Annotated in this window: 13 protein-coding genes; 4 read left to right on the forward strand and 9 right to left on the reverse strand. The window is 55.6% G+C overall.

The annotated features are described in order from the left end of the window. Nucleotides 1-27: 27 nt before the first annotated feature. From PIN31009_RS11655 to PIN31009_RS11680, 6 genes are all read right to left on the reverse strand, one after another. Entirely contained in the window at nucleotides 28-1,161 is a 1,134-nt protein-coding gene (locus tag PIN31009_RS11655; RefSeq protein WP_150790355.1) for a HEPN-associated N-terminal domain-containing protein, read from the reverse strand. 185 nt (nucleotides 1,162-1,346) lie between these two features. Next, a complete protein-coding gene (locus tag PIN31009_RS11660; protein ID WP_343039032.1) occupies nucleotides 1,347-3,068 on the reverse strand; it encodes an anti-phage protein in 1,722 nt (573 codons plus the stop codon). 103 nt (nucleotides 3,069-3,171) lie between these two features. Further along, complete coding sequence (locus PIN31009_RS11665) at nucleotides 3,172-4,065, reverse strand: anti-phage nucleotidyltransferase (RefSeq protein ID WP_150790357.1); 894 nt, start codon at nucleotides 4,063-4,065, stop codon at nucleotides 3,172-3,174. A gap of 13 nt (nucleotides 4,066-4,078) precedes the next feature. Then, a complete protein-coding gene (locus PIN31009_RS11670) occupies nucleotides 4,079-5,026 on the reverse strand; it encodes an anti-phage phospholipase (protein WP_150790358.1) in 948 nt (315 codons plus the stop codon). A 137-nt stretch (nucleotides 5,027-5,163) separates the two neighbouring features. Then, nucleotides 5,164-6,081 (reverse strand): hypothetical protein, encoded by a 918-nt coding sequence (locus tag PIN31009_RS11675; RefSeq protein ID WP_150790359.1) that lies wholly within the window; start codon nucleotides 6,079-6,081, stop codon nucleotides 5,164-5,166. A 235-nt stretch (nucleotides 6,082-6,316) separates the two neighbouring features. Beyond that, the gene (locus PIN31009_RS11680) at nucleotides 6,317-8,302 is read right to left on the reverse strand and encodes a reverse transcriptase domain-containing protein (RefSeq protein ID WP_150790360.1); all 1,986 of its coding nucleotides are present in this window, start codon (nucleotides 8,300-8,302) and stop codon (nucleotides 6,317-6,319) included. 452 nt (nucleotides 8,303-8,754) lie between these two features. Here PIN31009_RS11680 and PIN31009_RS11685 point away from each other — a divergent pair, with 452 nt between their 5' ends. The 4 genes from PIN31009_RS11685 (at nucleotide 8,755) to PIN31009_RS11700 (ending at nucleotide 13,226) form a co-directional block, all read left to right on the forward strand. Beyond that, a complete protein-coding gene (locus PIN31009_RS11685; protein WP_217426786.1) occupies nucleotides 8,755-10,557 on the forward strand; it encodes an ATP-dependent nuclease in 1,803 nt (600 codons plus the stop codon). Next, on the forward strand, nucleotides 10,455-12,077 hold the full coding sequence (locus PIN31009_RS11690) for a UvrD-helicase domain-containing protein (RefSeq protein ID WP_150790362.1): 1,623 nt from the start codon (nucleotides 10,455-10,457) through the stop codon (nucleotides 12,075-12,077). The genes PIN31009_RS11685 and PIN31009_RS11690 overlap by 103 nt, the downstream gene beginning before the upstream one ends. A 128-nt stretch (nucleotides 12,078-12,205) precedes the next feature. Beyond that, nucleotides 12,206-12,490, forward strand: a complete 285-nt coding sequence (locus PIN31009_RS28460; protein ID WP_150790363.1) for a helix-turn-helix domain-containing protein — start codon at nucleotides 12,206-12,208, stop codon at nucleotides 12,488-12,490. A gap of 217 nt (nucleotides 12,491-12,707) precedes the next feature. After that, on the forward strand, nucleotides 12,708-13,226 hold the full coding sequence (locus PIN31009_RS11700) for a hypothetical protein (RefSeq protein ID WP_150790364.1): 519 nt from the start codon (nucleotides 12,708-12,710) through the stop codon (nucleotides 13,224-13,226). A gap of 563 nt (nucleotides 13,227-13,789) precedes the next feature. Here PIN31009_RS11700 and PIN31009_RS11705 read toward each other — a convergent pair. The 3 genes from PIN31009_RS11705 to PIN31009_RS11715 are packed head-to-tail and all read right to left on the reverse strand — an operon-like array spanning nucleotide 13,790 to nucleotide 18,115. Continuing rightward, nucleotides 13,790-14,263 (reverse strand): hypothetical protein, encoded by a 474-nt coding sequence (locus tag PIN31009_RS11705; RefSeq protein ID WP_174997125.1) that lies wholly within the window; start codon nucleotides 14,261-14,263, stop codon nucleotides 13,790-13,792. After that, a complete protein-coding gene (locus PIN31009_RS11710) occupies nucleotides 14,256-16,574 on the reverse strand; it encodes a hypothetical protein (protein ID WP_150790365.1) in 2,319 nt (772 codons plus the stop codon). The genes PIN31009_RS11705 and PIN31009_RS11710 overlap by 8 nt, the downstream gene beginning before the upstream one ends. Further along, nucleotides 16,571-18,115 (reverse strand): site-specific integrase, encoded by a 1,545-nt coding sequence (locus PIN31009_RS11715; RefSeq protein ID WP_217426787.1) that lies wholly within the window; start codon nucleotides 18,113-18,115, stop codon nucleotides 16,571-16,573. The genes PIN31009_RS11710 and PIN31009_RS11715 overlap by 4 nt, the downstream gene beginning before the upstream one ends. Nucleotide 18,116: the final 1 nt, after the last annotated feature.

Here is an 18,116-nt window from a genome sequence, read left to right on the forward strand (position 1 = left end):
GGGCTCAGAGGCTTGCATAAAGTGCGGTTATCGAAGTTGCGGCAGGGTTGCCCAAATCGACTTTTCGAACGTAAAGGCTATGGAGGGAGGGCGGCCCCACCCAGGAGATTCGAGCCCCAGGTCAATTGGACCGAGAAAGAGGGCGAGATTCCAACCTTTCGGATGGACAGTGCTTCTGTATGCGACTCCGTCGAGCGGGCCTGCCGAAAACGCATAGTCGCGCATGAATTCGGTAACTACTTGCGACGGTAGATAGTCAATATGTACCGTATGATCTCGCGCGACGGGCTTCATAATGTCCTTCGCGAAGTCGTGTAGAAATCTTATGGTGAGAGCCGGGCGACGAGCGAATTCTGAAAACATGCCGGGCACATCTGGCAGGCGTCGAAGGTCGAGAATCTTTATAGGACGAGCAGTGCGCCAGAGGCCGAGCTTTGCCGAACTCGTGCGCGTCTCCTTCAGTGCGGTGGTCTGCGACGAAGCAAGGTATAGCATCGGAATCCCAGCGGGATTCATGCGATTGCTTTGAAGAGCGAACTGGGCCGGCGGCGGACCAAAATCCGACGCCTTCACGCGTAAGCCTTTTTCAAGGTCGGAGCGCGCGCGCCAAAACCCCAGTCCGGGAGGCAACTCCTTCACAAGCTCTAACTCTTCGGTTGTGTAAGCAATGTTGCTGAGCAGTGATGTGGGGGTGAGAGAGTCACGGTCGTCTCTCCCAGTAGCATGGAAAAAGAAGCGTCGTTCGTGCTTTACTGTACGACAGAACCTTTCCCAACTGGTCCAAAGAGCTTCGTCGAGGTCGAGTGTAGCAACGTCAAAGTCACACCAAGGTTCGTCCGTCATGCTGTTCGCAAGTGCGTTGTACAACCTTCCTTTATTGTCTCTCTCGGAAGTGATGCCAATCTTGTCGAGCACGTCCCATGAGTCCCAATGCGCTCCGAGGTATCCACCTTCAGCCGAACAATATCCAAGTTGATCGACGGCTCTACCGTAGTAGCGCCTTAGGCATCGCTCGATATGCTCAACGATTCGGTCAAACTCCGCCGTAGGAGAATCAAACTTGCAGCAGATATCGCATCCACGCGGCCCATCGTTGCTTCGTACCCATGCACGGAGATCTTGATCGGAAAAACACGAAGAGCAAACACGATTCGGGTTCATAAATAAGGGCGTAAAACTTGAAGCGCTGGTTGGCCATGTTGATTGATGATCGAACTGGCGGAGTCCAGTCGAAATGTGCCGTTCGCAAGTCGGGATGCAGTGGTCAAGATTGCTCTTTCGAGCGAATAAGGATCCGAAACGACTGTGCCATAAGGCGTGAAGTGTAGTGGTCGTGGTGACTTGGTTCAGTCGATCAAGTAGCTGTCGTCGAACTCAGGATCAACACTGAACGGATCGCGTAAGAAACGAATCTCGCCGACCTCCCGTGGTGCAGCGTCGAGCCGGGCAAGGGCGGCATTGATGTCGATGCACTGCTGCGGGTTAAGGTAGAACCGGTGAGAGTAAAGCCAGTTCATCGATACGTGATAGTTGTCAACCGAAGCTGCTACGAGTGCGCTGACATAGTCGTCTATCTCCTTACGGCTTTGGCGCGCTCTAACGACCGGGAACACATCGACAGTTCGGTCTTCCGACACGATGATTGCAAGCCTGCGAGCGGTTCCTGAGCGGACGTAGCGAACTGCCGAGTTGAAGCGAGATCCCCTTGATGGCGTGCATTGGTCGTTCGCAAGACCATCGAGAATGACACCGATCGCGTGGCAGTAGCCCTGTGGATCTATAAGAATTGAACCGTCAATAGCGCTTGCTTGTAGGAGAAGCTCGACGGACAACGCTACAGGCTGAATGCTTGTGCCTTGAGCATCTAACCGTAGAGCTTCTGACTCCGCGTCTTCCGCGATCACTATCATGCTTCCCATCTTCTGATGCGCAGCGGCGTTGAAGAGTTGCCAGAAGCGCGTACGTGTCGCTTCCGTTGACGTGGGAAACATGCGAGCCAAGTTGCTGATAAATACGTCCGATTCGATGATTTCACTAGGGAGTGACGGCTCCCCGTAGAGACTTCGTAGCAGCACAAGCTCTCCTGACCGTAATTCCCAAGTGTAGTGATCAAGGAAGTCAATCGTGAAGACACTTTGATCTTCTTGGTCATGAGAAGACAGAAGGTGCCCGAGGCCGTAGACGTACTCGCTGTCTGCGACGAGCGCTGCGGAGGGGCCGGCAAGTTGCAGCACCTTCCGGGTCCACCTGGGGTCATGAATCCGCACTGGCGTTTGGAAGCGCAAAAGGTACTCAATTCCAGGGTGCTGCGAGTTTGCGAGCAGGAGACGACCTACGCCCCGAGCTCCTTCGTAAAGCAGGGATGAGATTAGATTCAAGCGGTCGAAGAGATCTGTGTACATGTACCGATCGGAGATTGCCAATCCAGGCGTATGCATGAACGCCTTGGCTGCAAGACGTACGATCTCGTCCGCCTTTCGCATCTCTCCGCGCACGCTGCGTCCGGGATCTGGGCCTTCTAGCGCGCTGGTGGCTTCATCTAACACTGTTGATAACGCTGCATGGATCAAGCTGGGATAGCCACTTCCACGGTCAAATTTATCCTTCGGCACGCGCGCTTTGAGCGGAGGGAACTTGCGGAATAACGTCTCCGGAACCTGGATTACCGGCGCAACGTAAAAGTCACCGACTGGCCGAGCTTGGCCGACGAACGAACGGACACCTTGTCTTTCGTCAAACGGAATGAGTGCGCGGCGCACCGCAGTCGTCACAGAGTCCCGGCGCATCCACTCCGGCTTGTCGCGCATGCTCGCTTCATCGCCGTAAAACATGGTCTGGAGGTGATGATTCGAGTAAATTTTTTCGACATCGCTGACAAGTTCATCAAAGAGTACCAGTGGCCACTGGCCATCCGCGGGCTCTATGCACACAGGATTCGGATTCACGTGTCCGGGCCTGCGTACGCCGACGAGTAATGCTGCCGCGTCTACTGAAATGCCTAGTCTTTTCAACACCTCTCTTGCAAGATATTCGATACTGTGTCGGAAGTGTGGCTGGTAGCCCCACATGAATAGGGAGAGTGGTTGACGAGCCAAAATGCTCCTCCATCGGATACATAGTTTGAGGACATGTCCGGCGGAGCCCGGGCAGTTTGATTTGGTGCCGTGGCTCCTACCACTCGTTCCAAAGTTTCACTGCCGCCTCGACGAATGCATCAGAGTTCGCTTGTGGCCAGCATGTGTGGAAGGAATCGCGTAAAAGGTAATATTGCTCGTTCGCGCAAACCAGATCGGCCTTTTTTGCTTCTTGGCGATACCAGTTCAGAACATTGGCAACGCAATTCTGATAGCTGGATGTGAACTTGTCGCTTGGTACGTTGTATAGCAAGCCTTCAATGTAGTACGAGGGAGCTACGCCGGCTTTGATCAGGCCATCGTTGACTATCTTGCTGCGTATGTTCTTGAATACGCGCACCATTGGCTTTATCCACGAGGATGAGGACTGGTGCTTCGCTGTCAAATTGGCCGAGTGCTGCAATGGGTAATTCGCGATCCTTTCGTCTTTTCCGTTAAAAAAACAGATGCCTTCTACATACGCCGAGTCGCTCGAAGAGCGAAATTTGAAGTAGCGACGAAACTGGGTGGCCACGAGAACATCGGCTTTTCTACGAGAGCCGCTCGACGAAATCGCGATGGCCTTATCACCTGGCGTCACCGCACCTTCATATTGCTTTGTGAGTGTCGACAATACATCTCGCTTGAAATTGCTATACGTGTAAGTAGCGTCGCTAAAGCTTGATTTGTACGCGGATTTTTCTTCCTCAGTCAGTCGCGTCAGGTCGCTGTGAAAGCAATCGTCGAGCCGAATGACGATGTCCACGTCGCTTTCGCTATAGATGTTTGTATCGTTGCCATACGATCCTTGCAAGAACACCTTGAAGTTCTTGCTCGCGTATGGGGTAGTGCTAGCTTCTAGAACGCTCTTGACAGAGTGATACGTGTCGCTGGACTGGGCGATCGAACCCTGGTGTGACCACGTCTCGAGCTGCGTTTCTGGAATTGGCATCTCCCCCCCCTGATCATGTCAAGTAATCGCGAAGCTGCTCCTCTCGCGAGGCAAATGATTCTCGTCCGCGCTGAAACAGGATGTCCAGCTTCTTGACGTCGTGTTCCAGCAGATCCGTAGCCATCTCGGGCGTGACATATGACTCGTTGATCCGGACAGTCGGTACATCGTGAAACAGAACCTGGCGCAACTGATCCATCGACTGTGTGTTGATCTCAAGCGTCTTCTGTAGAAGCTGAACGCTGACAAGGTATTTTTTCGCCAGTCGCATCAGCAGGCTTTCTTTTGGCTGCGGGTAGATCCCCACCCCGACGCTTACGAGCCGGATGTTCTCACGCGCGCATTTGAGTGCTTGTACCGCATCGGCAAGCGCGTACAGCGTCGGGTTGTTCGCGCAGTAACCTCCATCGATGAGCTCGATGTCTTCACCCATTGAGGTTCGAACTATCGTGCGTTCGAAAAACGGGAAGGCCGAGCAAGACGCCTTGACAGCGTCCGCGATGCTTACGCCGAAGCCTGGAACGAAGGTGCCGATGCGACCGTGTGCCTGAGCAACGCTTCCCTTGAATATCATGGGCCGCTCTGTGAGCCACCTTGCTGTGACGATCCCGATGCCGGTCTTAACGTCGCTAAAGGTTGACTCACCGAAGACCTCGCTTGCTAACATCTTCAATGCTTTCGATCGAGCATGTGCTGTCGTTTGCGACATCACGGTCGGCACGTGTTTGCGGTACAGGTCCAAAATGGTATCGACGCCATGGCCCAGAGCTATCAGCGACGCGATGATGGCACCGGTGCTTGTGCCGAAGACTAAATCGAATCGTTGGTGCAACGGGCAACCAGCCATGGCCTCAATTTCCTTCAGTACACCCAAGGTGTAGAAGCCCTTAGCACCACCGCCGTCCAGAGCCAACACGCGAATTGGTGGTGGCGTGCTTTGCTTATCGCGAAATTCTGACATCCCGGTGGCTCCCCCTTGTGGCACGTTGATACTGCTTTTGGCGGGCGATATCATGGGCCGATCGCGGATCTGACTGGCAGAGGCAGGTCGCTGAGAGCGGAACGTATCGGGCATTTTTCGCGACCTGCCATGTGGCCCTATTCACATACGAAACCAACACGCTCCGCTCTTACGACGTCGACACTGTCGCGGGCGACGGGAACCAAGATCGATCGATCCCCCCCGGAGTTGATGTCCATCAATCTCAAATATGCCTTACTACCCACGCCTCCCCAAACGGAGCGGATGTCGCGACTAGCCCATTCGCTAGATCCCTCTAGTGGGCAGAACCGGATTGATATCTTGCTATGATTCGCCAACTGAATCAAACGATCGTGAGTGGTTTGATTAACCACTACCAGATCTTTTGGCAGCGATCGAACTCCTAGATTTGCCATCGTGAAATTGAGCATGGCGGGCTTTACGGAAATCATGAGCACCATTACGAGTACTACGTAGATTGCCACTCTCATTTTGGGCTTGTATCGGATCGTGGCTTGATCGGGCGATGGGGCAGAAGCCGTTTCCGAGATGTCGCTTTCCCGCCGAGACACACCGAAAATAACGACTGTAAGAAACCCGCAGATCAAGAAAAATCCGATGGTCTCCCGAGGACGCATGTCCTTTGCGCCGTCGATGAAGAACAATCCTGCGATGAAGGCGATGAAGATTAGGGGCGAAGCGCCGAAGACGAGGAGCCGATCCGAAATCCACGGATGCAATCGCGTCCGTGGTTTTCCCTTCCTTGATGCTGCGCGGTTACTTATGAAATTGAACGTGCCCGCAACCCAAAGCATTGCGATAGCACCGTAAAGTGTTCCAACCGACGCTAGCACCCCGAATCCGAAACTCACGTAGACCAGCAGGAACGCGTCCCCTAGCGAGAATCCGTCGGGCAAAAATCCTTCGGAAGCGCAGTACAGAACAACAAGCGTTGCCCCGATTGCCAAAACCCCTTTCCAGGCAACCGCAATCAAAATCTGTACTACCTCAAGCACGTCCTTTCGTGAAAGCATGTGATCTCCGATTTCAAGTCTATATTTCCAATTTCGGCAGAGATCGATGGTTCTTTATGGGGCGTGGGTACATTAGGGGGCGTGCGGGCTAGGGCACTGCTCATGCAAGGGCTAGGTCGAGGACGTTCGCGATGCCACTTATTCTCTTATGAGTGCTTCCCCGGCGGCTGGTGCTCTCAGGGAAGTGTTCAATCGACCGGGCACGCGCGTCGCCTTTCAAAAATGGTGACGTGGGTCAGACGTCCCCCAGCGGTGGCTCGCTGTTCGCGGCTAGTGGCGGCGCGGTGGGGGGGGATGCCGCCTGTGCAGGAGCTTCAGGCGCGGGATCCGAAAGCGGGAGCGGTGCCAATAAGCGAATCGGCGGAGACGCAACTGGAGCCGGCATTGTGGCGCTCACGGCGGGTGCGTTTGCGTGTGCTGCGGGCGGGGCAAGTGTTGCCTTGTACTTTGAGATCAGGTCATTGATGATGTCCAAGCATAGGCACTCGTCGTGACCGGAACCCATGTGTGCCCCGCGTTGAGCCATACCGGCGACGCGTAGGCGGTCATCGGTGAACGGGCCGCCACTATTGCCCGGACGGATGCTCCCCGCCCCAGTGATCGTAAAACTGAACATGCCCTTGTTCGGTTCTGTTCGATTGAGAACTCTCTGGTCGTTGAAGTCCGGAAGATTCCACGTTTTCCAGTCCGGGAATCCAATTAGAGTGCCGTCCGCACGGCGCTCTATTGGTTTGTCCATTGGCGAGAAGTACCGATGTGGGGGCACGGGATCCTCGAACGCGAGAATCGCGAAATCCATCTGCGCATTACGATAAAGAATTTTGGCGGGCCATTTTTGTTGAGTGTCTGGCCTAATCAAGTTGAGTGTCTTATTGACGACTTCTACTGCCTCGTAGTCCGTCTCGAACGGATGGCCGTTCACGTGAGCGACCGCCTCGAACACGTGATTACAGGTCACGAGGAGATTCAGCTCACGATGGACGAAGGCGGTGCCCTGGCCCATTGGGATGTCGTCTGAAACGCCGGGGGTACTGTGGTACTCGCCTAACCATTCGACGACGAAGCATGCTTCCAGAGCGGTGGGGTGATCTCGCACCACAGGCGCGACAGGAAGAATGGGGGCTGCAAAGGGCCCGGCCGCTTGCTCTTTCTGAACCAGGGCATTGTAGCGCTCCGCGAGACGTGTATAGATCGAGTCATACTTCCCCCGGACCATACGCAGATATAGCAGCTTGCCCCACAGCACGTTCTTCAGTTCCGCAATTCCTCCCGATCGATACTGGCGCTTCCACGGTTTTTGTTCGTACAAAAGGGTTGTAGATGCGGCGATTCGAGCCTCCCAGCCTTTTTGGGCTGCGGCGTAATCGTTACGTTCCCACGCGTTGAGGGCTCCCCTGATGCGATCAATGTACTTCCGGCGCACATTCGGAAACTGGTTGATCGTGAGTCCGGTAACCTCCATCCGTCGGTGCCTGTCGCTCAGCCGAGTCTTCGCCGTATTGATCGAAAAGTGATGCTTTGTGGTGATCAGGTCCTGTAGCTCTGCGCCAAGGGCGACGTGTCCTTCATCGTCCGCCGCGCAGATGGCCTGGGGCAAGCTCCGGCGCGCGCGGACACTGAACGAGAACGTGATGTCGTCGGCATACCGGGTATACGTCGCACGGTTACGCCGGGCCAGATCGGTCATGTCCCTGTCCATAGTCCGGCAAACGAGGTTGGACAATAGGGGCGAAGTTGGGGCGCCTTGAGGAAGCTTTCCGCCCAAAGTACACATATGCGCAATGACCGTCGCAACTTGGTGGGAAAAGTTGAACGGCCGGCTCGTGAGCACGCCGCGAACACGGAAAAATGTGATCGACGGGAAGAAATCTTCGATATCCAGATTAAGGACGAAGTGGTTCTTCCTTGACGTGTGCGCCTTAGCATTGGACACGATGCTGCGATGGGGAACAAACCCGTGTACTGCGGGTTTAAGCGGTGTCATTCGCTCCGTCAAGAAGGATAGAACCTTGTATTGAAGGACTTTCAGCCGCTTACGTGGTTCGGCAATATAACGCGGCGAGCCATCCCGCTTTTTGATGATGAAGTGCTTATACGGCGGCGTCGGATAGATGATCGATGCTAGCTTCGAGTATTCGATACCCAAAACCGAGCGCGAGAAAACGGCCACGTCGGTGCGCGTTAGCAGTTCACCCAAATCGTCGAGGCTATGAATATCCATCTCCAGTCATTCGGGGCGTCACCCCCATCCGTCTTTCTCCTGTACTTCAGCGGCTAGGCGATGATCGGCACAGCGCGCATAGGCTGAGGAAACCTCGTCGAAAGCCTGCGTTAAACGCGGGCCTGGTTAAGCTCCGTAGGGGGTGACGGTTGATTGTATGCGGTGGCCTGGGAAATGTGCAACTTCGCCCAGTGTCAGGGGTCTTCAGGAGCTAAGCGTGGATCCAGTGTGCAGGGATTAACGATTACGCGAAATTCGCGAGCCGTCGTTCACCCGATGGGTATTCACTAATGTTTACCGGGCTTAGATCTATTCGATTGGCAAAGTTGGTGGTAGGCCAGACGTCACTTAAGAAAATAGGGGTAAGGCAGGGCGTTTGGACGGCGAACGATCAGCTATTATCTTGTTTCAAGTGAGCCGCCGTTGATAATTTCATCGATTTGGAGATTCGAGTGCCAGCGGAGATTAAGCGACTTCACATCCAGCGCTTTCGAGGCATCCGAGAGTTGACCTGGCGTCCAGGAGCCCGCCTCAACGTACTGCTTGGTGGTGGTAACGTTGGAAAAACAACGCTCTTGGAGGCTGTCGGTCTGCTACTAAACCCGGCCACTAGCTACACCTTGGCAGATTCGGATTACTTTGGTCGCCGTGTCGAAGACGAATTTGTCATCGAGGCTGTCATGGTTCTTCCCGGTGAAGTCAATCGTCAACCAGGTATGGCGTGGCCGTGGGAATGGGATGGCCGAGAGGCAGTGCTTGCTGAAAGGGAGCGGCTAGACGGGACGATGCTGCAGGGCGCCGCAAGGACTTCAGTGTATAAGGTCCGTGTTCGCGGCACAGCAGATCTTGAGCTTGTCTACGAAATCGTCCAGCCGGATGAAAGTGCCGTAGCGTTCTCGGTCGGGCTGCGCCGTGAGATTGGTTTGGTGCGGTTACTAGGAGATGATCGAAATGACAGAGATCTCCGCTTGGTGCAAGGGTCCAACCTAGATCGGTTGATCAACGACCGAGGCTTGCGTGCGCGACTTGGGCACCAGCTTGCGGCCGACTCCGTCGATCGGCACCTAGACGACGAGCCTCGCGCTCGCCTGCAACTACTCGACGAGCAGTTCGAAGCGCGCAGGCTGCCGAGCCAGCTTGGTCTGGCTTTCACCGGTAGCGCTGGTCAATCGATCAACGCGCTGATCGGACTCACCGCCGAAAGGGATGGCGTTGTGCTGCCGCTCGCGAGCTGGGGAGCCGGCACGCGCCGCCTTGCGGCACTGGCAATAGGCGACTCCCTGGTCGAAGGCCACCCGATCACCCTTGTAGATGAACTTGAGCGTGGGCTGGAGCCATATCGCCAGCGTCAACTCATTCAGCGAATTGCTGCGGGGCATGGGCAGACCTTTGTCACCACTCACAGCTCTTCGGTACTAACCGCAGCTACGGATGCTTCGATCTGGTACGTCGACACGGGTGGACAGGTTGGCGAGCTCCCGATTGACAAGATTTTTCGCCACTTGACTCGGGATCCGGAGGCCTTCTTGGCGAGACTGGCGATCGTAGCTGAAGGGGCGACCGAGGTCGGATTCCTCCGAGAACTGCTCGATCATCGCCTGCCCGGTTGGCGTGATTTGGGCGTGCATATTACCGACGGCTGTGGAAATGACGACGCATTAACACTCCTTGAGGCGCTTTCACTCGGCGGTGTGAAGTTCGGTGGGTTCGTGGACAACGAGAATCGCGACGCTGGTCGTTGGCGCGCGGTGAAGATGCGAGTACCGCATCTCGTATTCCAGTGGGACGAAGGAAACTTGGAGCGAAACGTCATTCCGATGTTCCCATCCGAGCATGTACCAATGCTGATCGAAGATCCAGTCAACGAGAAGACGGGACTACGCCTGCGCACGCTTGCCGACAGGTTGGGGTCCACAGATACGACGTTTGATGCTTTGAGTGAGCGGGCTCGCGAGCTCTTGGGCGCGGAGGCCGAGCGGTGGAGTCACCCGCTCATTCCTTGGATCGTTGACGCAGCGTCAGGCAAGGTGCCGGATGCCTTGGCGACCGAAGCACCTGCGCGGCGCAACCCGTTCAAGGGACATGCGTCAGCGTGGTTCAAGAGCGTCGAAGGCGGGCACGAACTTGCTCAAAAAGTGTGCTCTTCAGGTGTATGGGAGCAACAACTGGAACCGCTATTAAGGCCGTTCTTCGAAGCGGTTGTGCAAACCCAAGCGGAGCCTGCCCGAATTGCTCGCCCGGTGGCCGCCGAGTGAGCGATATATCCGTTGCTGAGGCGCTGCGCTCGAATGCGAGCCGTGTTGTTGTCGAGGCGCCGGCAGGCACTGGGAAGACGTTTCAGGCTGCCAGTTATGCTAGGCACGCGGCCGTTAATCTTCACAGGGGTCAAAAGGTCTTGATCCTGGCGCATACTCATGCCGCGTGTGGCGTTTTCTCTTCAAGAACTGCAGACCTTCGCAGGAGCCTGCAGGTCGGGACCATAGACTCTTTGGTGGCTTCTGTTGCAACGATCTACCATCGCGCAATTGATTTGCCGGCAGACGTGCCTATGTGGTCGATCGAACGCGGGACGGGCAGCTACCCTGAGCTGGCCAGGCGCGTGCGCCTCCTGCTCGAACACTCCCCCGGTATTGCTGGCGCGTTGGTAGAGCGACATCCGGTGGTGATCTGTGATGAGCACCAAGACGCCAGTTCCGATCAACACGGAATTATCGAAGCGCTTGCGCGAGCAGGCGCCCGAACGCGATACTTTGGCGATCCAATGCAGGCCATCTTCACTGTTGGGAGGGAGCGGGCGGCACAACAACGTCGGTGGCGGGAACTCATTGCGGCCTCGGACGCGAATGAGGCATTAGACACCGCCCACCGCTGGACTAACGGCTCGCAGGCGTTGGGCGCTTGGGTGCTTGAGCAGAGAGAACGACTACGCGCAGGCGAGGCTCTGGACCTTCGAGGTGACTTGCCTGGGGGCCTGCAGGTGTTTCGCGCCGACAACCAATCGCCACGGTATGGTGGATTCCAGATAAGCGGGGAGGCGCGCCGACCAATCAACGCGTTTGTCCGGAATAGCCCAAACCTTTTAACCCTAACCCCTCACAATGCGACGGTCGGTGGGCTCAACGCGTTCTTTGGCTGGCGAATTCCGATTTGGGAGGGGCACTCCCGAGATGCACTGAGCGACCTGCTCGCCGCCTGTAGACGACATGTAGGTAATCCGGTGGCACTTGGCATGGCCATGTGTACTTTCCTTGAAGCTGTGGGCGTCGGCTTTTCGGCGACTGCCTTTGGTAACCGCCTGGTGCGTGAACTGGAGACGCGATGCGCCAATCCGAGCCGTGGAAAACCAGCGGAGATTCAGTCGCTCGCTCGTCTGATTCTGCAAGACTCGGACCACGTTGGAGTCGGTGCCGCGATCCATCAGGTTGGCCGACTGATGCATACCAGCCAGCACTTCAGTCAGATTCGTATTGATCTTCGCCGAGAGTTCGCAGAAGCATGCAAAATCCAGATGCACGCGGATATGACCACAGTGCTTGCGGCGCAAGCGCACCAACGTGCCGCGCGACCCGCCGACATGCCGCCTCAGGTCATCAGCACAGTTCACAAGTCAAAGGGGCTGGAGACTTCCAGCGCGATCCTGCTGCCCTGTGATGCAAACAACCTCGCGAACAATGAAAAGAATCGCTGCTTGCTCTACGTTGCGCTAAGCAGGGCCCGCGAATCGCTGGCGTTGGTGGTGCCTCAGGATAATCCTTCGCCGCTCGTCCAGGTGTAGGGCGGTCCGTGTTTCCTCAATCTTCCAACATGCAGAGTTCGGTGGCCTGCCGTCGGATGGGAAGCCCCATCTGGCTACTTATTGAGTTTCCGCAGGACCGTGCTCACACCAAATTGTGACATCCCCAGATGAGCCACTCTGCAGATGCAAGCTGCTCTGCTATCAATCTTGCGTTTGGGCGTACGTTGCGTCGACATCGCTTGGCGCAATCGATGACACAAGAAGCTCTGGCGAGGAGTGCAAGTATCTCGGTTAACGGCGTTTATATGCTTGAGTATGGACGGAGGTCGCCAAAGCTGGACACTATCGATGCCTTATGTACTTCGCTTGGGGTGGCCCTGTCCAATTTCTTGGCCGAGGTCGAATCGGAACGCATTAAGATGCGTGGTGGGACTCGTATCGGCCCCATATAGAGTGAGGTAGGCACTGGATCGTGCGGTATTGATTTTGTGCCAATACGCGTGATGTCGGCGCGCAGAATTTACACTAGCATCTTCGTGTCGCACGGTGCATCGAACAGCACTCAGAAATATACAGTGACGCTTGAGATTTTCATACAGGGCACGGTGGGAAAGGTACGTCGCGACTGACGAAAGTGGAAGCTTAACCAGGTGAGGAGAGTTGCCAGATATGGGCCTTCGAATTGCGAAAGAAATTCCACCTCCAATGGCTGTTGCCGTGCGAGATCCACGATTCGTTTCAACGTTTCCCGGGAGTTCCGATTCGCTGTGGATCGCTGACGTGAAAGCATGTCGACGCGGATTTGCGTGCGAAGTGTTTGATGGAGTTCTTTTCGTAGAATCGAATGGAACCGCTTTCATTCTCGGTATGGAAGCTGAAGATGGTTACTCGTTGGATGTGCATCCAAATGTTGCGCAAACTCAACAGTCGTTTGTTCAGTTCCTGAGAGATGAAACGCTTAGAGATCAAGACTGTTTGTGCGGTATGGCAGCACTGTTCACTGGTAACGAGTACGCAAGCGAAGGCAAAGCAACTGCGGCGTACATCGCCGCCCGAAACGCCGTCTTGGTGATGGGAATTGGCTACCACGGGCGGGAGGGGAAATACGAGCTAATAGGTATCGATCCTACCGAAGGCGGGTGGCTTGAAATGGCTCACGGAACATTGCCTTTCGATGAGCTAGGCTGAATCGTTGAGCCCATGTGGCGCGCGAGGCACATCTTGCCGAACCCCTAGCATTCAGCAGGTTTTGCGAAACGCGACGTTGGTTAGGTGCAAGGAGGTGAAGATGAGTGTGTCGAGGGAAGACGTCTTAGCTCATGTAAGAGATTACCCGGATGACGTCCAGCGCATGTTGGCGTGCTTGCATGCATTGGGGACGCAAGCGAATCCATTAAACGTCGCATGGGCGTGGGCAAATCATTCCGATGAGATGTGTGCATCTTGGCTTTCGTTATCGCTACCCGACGATGCTCTGGTAAGTATTCTGCGTGAACAGTTACCACGTGTCCCAGTCAGTTTTTCGGATAGTGCTCTACTCGCACGGTCAGGTGGCCAGGTCGCGGATGGCGAAATCGGGCTGCCTGACGCAATTCGACAAGCAGCCGGATGGGCCGTCGGCGACAGCGTTGAAATCTCGATAGACGAAAATCTCAATTTGGTGCTGCGTCGAGTTGGCATCGGCTCCTGAAGTTCACTTAGGCAACCCACATACAGAGTGCGCGACGGACGCTGTCCCAAACGGTTGGGCGTTACGCCTCCGGGGTATCGGATAGGTTCCGCACATTGTTTGCAAACGCGAAGCCTTCGGCTCCTAGCAGCCGCTTAGCTGCGGGGTAGTGAGCATAGAATTCGGCCCACCGCGAGAATCCTCCCATCTCTCCGACGGCACGAATTACCGCGAGATGTGAACTCGTAAGAAGCTGTACCTGAGCCTCGAGCTCCATTATTCGACGGTCCTTTTCTGCAAGCAACTTCGCCGTTGCAGCGTTTGTTCGATGGACGGTGGCTCCTCGCCAACGGCGGAGTTCGGACTGCCGTGCTTGATATTCAGCAATCAGCGTCCGCCGCGCTTCGTTGCGCGTCATCGATGACGCCGAGTTAATGGTGGGGTGGCAGCGTGCAGCAGCACGTGCAGTGATGTCTTCATCATCTTCTAAAAGCCGCTCAAGCACGTCGCGAAGTTGTTCGTCTGCTGTTTTGGCTTCTGCTGCATTGTTATTCATCGAGGGCTCCGGACGAGCGGGAATTAGAGCGGTCCTGCCCGTCAGGGAAGGGATGGTGACCTGTCGGTGTGTCGAGCAATGTCCGAACAGCGTTTAGCCGGGATTCGGCGTGCCGAAGCTGATTCGCCCTCCCAACGCTCTTTGACGGTCGAGCGCGGATCGCATCAAGGGCCGCCTGAAGCTTGTGATCTAAGCTAATCAGGTTCTGGCGATGTTCCGGAAGCCCTGTCGCTGCTAAGTGGCGGCAATCGTTGAAACACTCGAGGTGATTGGGGCAGGGGTCTACCGTGAACGAACTCATGCAGTAGCCGTAAGGCGTCGCGTGAAATCCGTCGGCTTCGATTTTCAGGTAGTCAAACGCGGCGGCATCTCCTTCGGACGCCTGGAGGCGGCGGAACGAGTCCACAATCGGCCCACGAATCTTATCTGACGCAATAAGGCGCGCCACGGTGGCCGTCTTTTCGCCTAAGCGGAACTCAATGTCTTCCGGGATCTCAATTTGATCGAGGTCCTCTGCGAGACTGCGATGGTCGTACTCATAGCTCTGCGCGACGCTTTTGCGGTTATAGCGCTTCGAGATGATGGTGTCAGCAACGCCAAGGCGGAACAGTTCAGTATTTTGCAGGTGACGCAAGGAGTGGGAGGCGAGCGTCAGCGCCCGATCGTCAACTGATTCACCATACTTTTCGAACAGGTTGGGGGTGCTCGGATGATGGTCGAGTGCGTGCTGGATGAGCATTGAGTCGGGGCGATTTACGCCCAAATATCTTGAAATGTCACAGATACCTTCATTTCGCTCTTCAGCTACTGATCGCTTTGGATGCAAAAACATGAACTCCCAGGGCTGCAAAATCCCGTATTCAATGGGAAATGCGGACGTGTCGGATAGCTTTGTCGGCGTATGCACGCGCAGGTGTGCTTCAAGCTCACCAACATGCAAATAGACTCGAGGCCAGCTCATGCGGGCGCCAACTGAGATGGGGGTTCCATCCGCGTGTCGGAATCGCATGGTGGTTTTGCCGTCGCTCATCAACGCCTTCAATCGATTGCCGAAAATGTACAGAGCCATATTCATTCGAGTGTCGATTGGAGCCGCAAGCTGGTCGGCGTGGATCTGATCGAATACCGCCGGATCGAACGCATCTCTATAGCGCTCTGTATATTGCGTTTGTTCGAAGTCTAGGAAGAACGGATTTCCGGTCAAGTGAGGATACAACTCCCGGACAGGAACGAGGTCGTTGAGACCGTACCACGGTAGAACTCGCCCCGTCTCGCATTGCAGACGTAGCGTGTGCCTGAGCGGGGCTGTCATTGCGCGGACGCGTTCCAACGTCTGCCTGAGTATCGTCTCAAACATGGCGGGGACGGGCTGAAGTCGTTCAATCAGCAGTCGGCTGTCCGAGTGCTCGTCATGTTGCTTTTCCGCGAAATGCCGGAGGAACATTGCTTTTGAGATTCCGCCGGCCTCTGCGGCAGGTCTGCCGTGTCTGTCGAAATAGTCCCGCTCCTTAAGGCAATCTGCCGGCAGCAACGCCACCTCGGAGATCCGCATGCCAGTCACGATCATGGTCTGCAAAGCAGCGAACCGCAGGGCATCCACGAACGTTTGAGGCTTTTCCGTTGTGACGATGCGAACCAGTTCCCAGAACGCTCGCTTTTCGGGCAGGCGTTCCGCCCGCTTCCTGTCGGTTAGGTCATCGCGCAACTGTGCTTCTGACAAAGTGTGACGCGCTACTCGTGAGGGGCCTGTGATGAGTCGCTTCCCGCCCAACAGTCCGTAAAGCGGACCCACATGTAGCAAGTGGTGTGTGTCAAACAAACTGCGCGCGAGTCCATTGATCCGGTCGCTCAACTGTCCACTCTTTTGAATTTCGCTTGCGACCGCCATCGCAGATCGAAAATCGTCTACGGTTAGCTCCCAGGGCTCAACGGTCGTGCATGTTGCTAGCACGCGCAGCGGTCGAGCGACTTGCTGTGCGGAGTGAGACGCAGTATTTCGCTTGAAGAATAGCTGCTCGGCAACTGCCGCCTTGATAAGGTCTCGCCAAGCAATGGATAGCGGACGAAACTCAGCTTTCAGCTCTTCCGATCGACCAAATTTCTCGGCATAGATCGCCAACGCCTTTGGTTCAACTGACAAATCGCGCAAATAGAAGGCGGGAGGAGGGACTTCGCCTGCCATAAGGGATAACGGCCAGCCAATCCCATCAGTCGCGTTCCCTTGGTCATCCAACTTGAAGTCCCAGTTGATCCCTTTTTCAAGAAGCAAGCGCTTTCCAAGAGCAATGTATGCCTCGAACTGTGGAGTCATTTGTCATTCTCCGAAAGCTCGTCGATGACCGCTTGGACATCACTAATGGTCCTGCGCAGCTGCAGGTACGCCGGCGAGTTGACGTCCCCCTTCGAGCTTCTTTCAAAAAACACCACGATTTCTCGCATTGAGGCCAAGACACTCTCGTGAGTCGTTTTGTCTTGAAGCGGCAGAAACTTGTGGCAGCCGTAACATGCCATGACTGGATTGAACCGGCATGTGGGCTGCCCGCTGCTGCATCCACCGATTCCGGCGATTGGGATTCCGTGAGGCACGGCCGCAACCTGCTGCTCCTCCTTGAGCTGTGCCAGTTCCTCCGCCGAGATAAATCGATCATGCGCAACGCGCGCGACGCGCTGATAGACATCGGAAACGCCTAAGGCTCGGTTGACCCGTTCAGCGTGTGTGGGCGACACATCGTAGTAAATCAGGCCGGTATCTGTCCGGCTGTGTCCCATGAACTCGGCGAGTTCCTCGTGATTGGCTCCGGCATCGACGAGACGTTGCGCCGCACTGTGGCGCAAGTCAGTTGCGGTGCCTATTGAATCGACTCCCAAAAGCTCTGCTGTGAGTCTGGACAGGCGAAGGCCGACTTCCCGGGCGGAATTAACGTCGAATAAGCGATCAGCGGCTGTCGCTCCGTTCCGAGTCCGCTTCTCGTGGAGGGCCCTTATGATGATTCCCCACTCGCGCTTCACACGTCTAGTAAGCGGACGTCGAGCAGTTACGGAACGTTGCTTGGCCATGTGGAAAGTCATATGCACGGACGGTGCCGCGTCGGGCAGATCGCTCCAGATGCGACAGTTGATCATCTTTACCGACGCAATCTGTATTGGACGCATGGCGAATTGGTACGAGCAGAGCAGAAGTCCTGCGTCTTCAACTGCGAGGTCATCTGGTTGCGACAAAGACTCCAACCGAGCCGCAAGCTTGTCCAAATGGCGAACTAGGTGAGATTCTTGCTCAATCGTCAGAAATACTTGGCCGGAACGAACTGCGGCATCTGCCACTACCGTCGGATTGGGAAGGGCGGTGTATAGCAGCCCCTCGTGGTCAGGGGACCAACCGTTGAACCGCAGTGTACAGAGCATACGGAGTATCGTCTTGACGTATACATACGCGCTCAACGGGAGCTCACGGGCGCGCAGTGTGACCCACTCTCGAGATATCTCCAGCGGCCCCGCTGCAATGATTCGCTCGACATCCGATGGGCTGAGTAGCTTTGCGCCGTCAAAGGTCTTACGAGCCGAAGCAACATGTCGGCCTGAGCCTAGTACGAACAGAAACGCTTGTTTCACAAGTACCGCGCAATCGGTCGGCAAATGATCGAAAGTGTAATCAACGGAGGTCCCGTAAGCATGCACTTGGAAAACTCTCGCCGACTGCGGGGCGTCGATTGAACGAGTAACGTCGTCAAATTCGTCGTAATAGCGGATCACAGGGGGAAGGGCAGGGGCGCATTTTAGGAAGGATGCGATCTGCGGGCGTACGTTCATTTCGCCCTCTGATGAAATGGTGCCGAACAACTGCAACTGATTCATC

This window comes from Pandoraea iniqua, from assembly GCF_902459685.1.
GTDB lineage: Bacteria > Pseudomonadota > Gammaproteobacteria > Burkholderiales > Burkholderiaceae > Pandoraea > Pandoraea iniqua.